We start from the raw sequence: 4,122 nt of genomic DNA, 5'->3' as shown, positions 1-4,122 counted from the left end.
CAGCACGCGGGCCCGAAGCGCTCGACCTCGAAATCCCTGTCGTCAAAAATGCGTTCCAGGGTCAGCCGCGATGGATCTTCGATCGGCTCGGAAGCGGCGGCGATGTGGGCCGTAAGCACAAGCGCGATCACGAACACATTTGAACGAGGACGCATGACCCCTCCTGTGGCTCACCGGTGAGCGACCGATGGCCGATCTTCGTTGATGATCTCATGACACTATTCGGATAGAGGTACGAAGCAGCCGGTGCCTTCCCGGGTCGATCACGTATCATCAATGGGTGGGGGATTCCTCGAGATGGGACACGATCGAGCTGCTCGTACGCCGTGCGAGGAAGGGCGACAGCGAGGCCTTCCAGGAGCTGCTGGAGGGGCACCGGAACGCAATCGCCTCGACTCTCTTCGCCTGTGGTGTGAGGTGCCCTGAAACTGCACGTGATCTTACCCAGGATGTGGCACTGAGGGTGTGGCAGAAGCTCTTCACTTTGAATGATCCGCGCACCTTTCCCGCGTGGCTGAGAAGAATCTCCGCCAACGCAGCACGCGACCATCTGCGAAGGATGGCAGTGCGGCGCACGAGCGAGCTCGAGGATGCCATCCATCTCGAGGACAACGAGGATCCTCACCAGCTGAGCGAGCGGTTGGCCGAAGTGCGGTTGATGATTGCCGCCTTGGCGGTGGAGGACGAGGAGGTCATACGCCTGCTGGTTGCGCGCGCGACAGGGGTTTCGGTAGAGGCCCTGGCGCGGGAGATGAACATCAGTCCGGACGCCCTAAAAATGCGGACGATGCGAGCGCGCAAGCGACTGCGGGGGCGCCTCGACGACCTTCGGCGGGGAGGAACGCAATGACTGCTGGCAGGCGTTACCGCTGGCCCCCCGCTGCGTCCTTTGTTATGGAGGATCGATGACGGTGTCTCGCTGTCCTGAACACGGCAATCTGATGCTCGAGCTGGCCCGCGGTCGTCTGGACGACGTAAGGTCGCTGGATGCGGAGGCCGTGCGTGAAGCGTGCCCAATCTGTGCTCGCTGGTGGAACGAGACGTTCAGCGGCGACCCGTTCGATCTGGTTGACAGAACAGTGGCAGACTCGATCTCGAACTTCGCCCCACCTGCCCGGCGTCGATATCGCTGGTTGGCGGCTGCAGCTGCGATCATTCTCGTGGTCGGCATCGGTGCGACCTCGATGATGTGGCGCAACGCTGATAGCTCTCGCGCTCAAGCGGGAGATGAGGTGTCGACGTGGGATTTCGAGAGCGGCTCTCTCGACACCGCGGCGGTGACGGTGGGCCACGCATCGACCGGTGGCGAAGAATCAAGTGAAGAAACGGCCATGTTTACCGGTGACTTCGAATCCGGTAATTATTCTGGCTGGTCCACCAACTCCTAACGCGGTAGTTCCAGAAACGACGGAGCGGAAGTCTTCGGCATGGGTTCTCGCGAATCCCGACCCCCACGTCACCGGATATCGTCTATCATCCTGGCATGATCACCCCGGGGGGTCATTGCCGGGATGGGACGCGTCCGGCGAAGTCCGAACCAGGCGTCGGCTGGGTGCCGAGCGCGTGATGGATGAGGCAATTTCCAGTGTGATCGCCGGGATCGTGGTCGTCCATTTCGGGGATCCGGATCCGACTCTGGCGTGTCTTCATTCGATCGAGAACGAGGGGTCGGCGGTTGAACGGCGGGTGGCCGTTGTTGACAACGCCGGGAATCTGTCGGACGACCTCCCGGGATGTGACACGCGGCGCATCGTTCGCATGGACAACCCGGGGTTCGGTGCCGCTGCCAACATTGGCCTCGAGTGGCTTGACCGGGATCGTCGGTGCTCGATGTACCTCGTGCTGAACAATGACGCCACCCTCGGCAGAGGTTTTCTCGGTGCGGCGGCGCAGGCCCTCGAGGTCGGTGTCGGGGCGGCCGGCGGACCGATCGTGGAACCTGACAACCCGAGTCGATTCTGGTATGCGGGAGGCGGCATCAACTTCGCCACCGGTACCCCGTGGCAGGCAACCTCGGCCACTCTGGCGTCCATCCGGCGCGATGTTGGGTTCATTCCTGCGACGGCGATGGCGATTGCACCAGCCGCCTGGCGCGATGTCGGAGGGTTCGATCCTCGGTATTTCCTCTACAACGAGGATGTCGACCTCTGCCTGAGACTTCGTCGCGCGGCATGGCGGCTGGTCTATGAACCGGGAATGCAATGCGCCCATGCACTGGGTGGAGCTACCGGATCGGCCGAGTACTCACCGCTCTATCTCGAGAACCTGACCCAGACACGGCTGTTGCCCTTTCAGTCCGGAATTTACCGCATGTATCTCGGAGTGGCCCATACCCTGTACAACTCGTTGCGAGTCGCAGCGCTGATGGCTCAACACCGCAGAGGCTCGCGTCCGTACGTCGATGCGGTAATTCGTGGCCATCTTGCCGCCATTCGAAGCGTTTTCAAATGAAGCCGGTCTCGCGCGCCATGGCTTCGATGTAGGTCTTCTCCAGCAACGCGGCCACGGATGCCGGCTGGTAGTGCGTCATCAGCGCCGACACACCGTTTTCGACAATCACATTTCTGAGATCCTTGTCCCTGCTGAGCCGTCGGATTGCAGCCGTGAATTCTCGACCGTCGTTGGCGAGCAGGAACTCCCTTCCGTCCGACCCGTGAAGTCCGCGTGTGGCTTCAGGCGTCGCGACGACCGGCACCTTGCGCGACCACGCTTCGAGGATCTTCATCCTGATGCCCGACGCGACCCGTAGCGGCACGACGAGAATCGCCCCGGTGCCGAAAATCTCGCTACTGTCTGCGGGGGAAAGATGTGAAGTGACTCCAGGCTCCGCTCTTGGTGCGTGTTCACCGAACACGTGAACTCTGGCCAGGGGAAGGTTTCCCCGGATTTCCCTCCAGATGGAGCTGAAAAACCAGTTGGTCGAATCCACGTTTGGGAGCCACCCACCGGCGACCAGAACAATCGCCGGATCACCTTCTAAAGGTCGGCCGGTGTGCCCGAGGGTCGATGGAAAGGGAGGTGGGATGATTCGAATACGGCGGGCCGTCATCCCGAGGGCACCGCCGAGGATGGCCCCGTCATGTCCGGTCAGTGCGATCGTGCACGCGACCCGGTCGAGCGATTCGGCTTCGAAAGCCGCCATCTGGCGGGCCTCCCGACGGGCGAACCACGCGAGGCGGGGTTTGATCCGCGCGACCATGCGCCAGAGCTGACTTTCAACGTTCTGTGCGCGTAACACCACCGGGGGCAGTATCGGCGCGTCCGGAAGATTGGCCAGGGAGTGGATCTGCTCAGCGTGAATAACGTCATGATTCCGCTCCGCGACGATTTCGGCCACACGCTCGCTGACGGCGGAGTGCGAGTGTCTGACGATAGACGACGGCAGATTCGCGCTGAAGGCGCGGATCAGACTCGGTCCAAAACTTCTCGTTCGTGCCGGAATCAAGTGAACTGCAGCGCAATACTTCAGGAGGTTCCGCTCGGCTCCGTTCTTGCCCAGATCGAGGTCCGGTGAGACGAATGTGACTCGATGACCCTGAGCGGCAAGTTCCTTGATCGTGTTCCACATGAGGAGGCGTCCACCGTCGACCGGAGGGTGGGCGGGTTTCGTGGCGATCATCAAGATCCGCAAACGGCCGGGCAGCGACGATTCGAGAGGCGTGGTCATGGTACGGGGGTCAAAGCTGAGCGGGTGAGAAGGGATTTGATGGAAATCGATCAGGCTCCTCGACATATTGTTGCATGATCGGTGCACGGAGGAATCTATCAAGCCTGGCTGTTCTCGAGGCGTTGCCCGGTCCGTTTCAGCGACCTGAGGGCCTCAGCATACGATGCAGTGGGATTGTGCCATTCGGCGCGGTCGTTCCTCGGAATCACCGAGACTCGAAGTTCTGATTCCATGGCTCTTATCCATCGTACCAATGGTTGAAATGGGCGGTAGGCTCGCGTGGTACCATTTTGTGGTGTCCCTCACAGCTCACCCTGTCCTGCACAACTCAGCCGACACCGCCTTCAGCAGTCGCAGAGAAATCCGCGAGCTGATCGACAGCTCCAATCTCCTGTGGAATCTGGTGCGGAGGGACCTCACGGTCCGTTACAAACGGTCAGTGATCGGGTTCTTCT

4 protein-coding genes are annotated in these 4,122 nt (G+C 61.2%); 3 read left to right on the top strand and 1 reads right to left on the bottom strand.

Going from position 1 to position 4,122, the window contains the following annotated elements; translation table 11 throughout:
- Window positions 1-280 precede the first annotated feature (280 nt).
- The 3 genes from LJE93_10200 to LJE93_10190 all read left to right on the top strand — a co-directional run bounded on the left by LJE93_10200 (window position 281) and on the right by LJE93_10190 (window position 2,451).
- On the top strand, window positions 281-850 hold the full coding sequence (locus LJE93_10200; GenBank protein MCG6949271.1) for a sigma-70 family RNA polymerase sigma factor: 570 nt from the start codon (window positions 281-283) through the stop codon (window positions 848-850).
- Between the two features lie 55 nt (window positions 851-905).
- Window positions 906-1,388: a hypothetical protein gene (locus LJE93_10195; GenBank protein ID MCG6949270.1), complete on the top strand. Its 483-nt coding sequence runs from the start codon at window positions 906-908 to the stop codon at window positions 1,386-1,388.
- Between the two features lie 115 nt (window positions 1,389-1,503).
- Complete coding sequence (locus LJE93_10190; GenBank protein MCG6949269.1) at window positions 1,504-2,451, top strand: glycosyltransferase; 948 nt, start codon at window positions 1,504-1,506, stop codon at window positions 2,449-2,451.
- Here the strand turns inward: LJE93_10190 and LJE93_10185 are convergent.
- Window positions 2,444-3,667, bottom strand: a complete 1,224-nt coding sequence (locus LJE93_10185) for a glycosyltransferase family 4 protein (GenBank protein MCG6949268.1) — start codon at window positions 3,665-3,667, stop codon at window positions 2,444-2,446. The two genes, LJE93_10190 and LJE93_10185, sit on opposite strands and share 8 nt — an antisense overlap.
- Between the last annotated feature and the right edge of the window lie 455 nt (window positions 3,668-4,122).

The organism is Acidobacteriota bacterium (genome assembly GCA_022340665.1).
Taxonomy (GTDB): domain Bacteria; phylum Acidobacteriota; class Thermoanaerobaculia; order Thermoanaerobaculales; family Sulfomarinibacteraceae; genus Sulfomarinibacter.
This window is presented reverse-complemented; position numbering and strand designations above follow the sequence as displayed.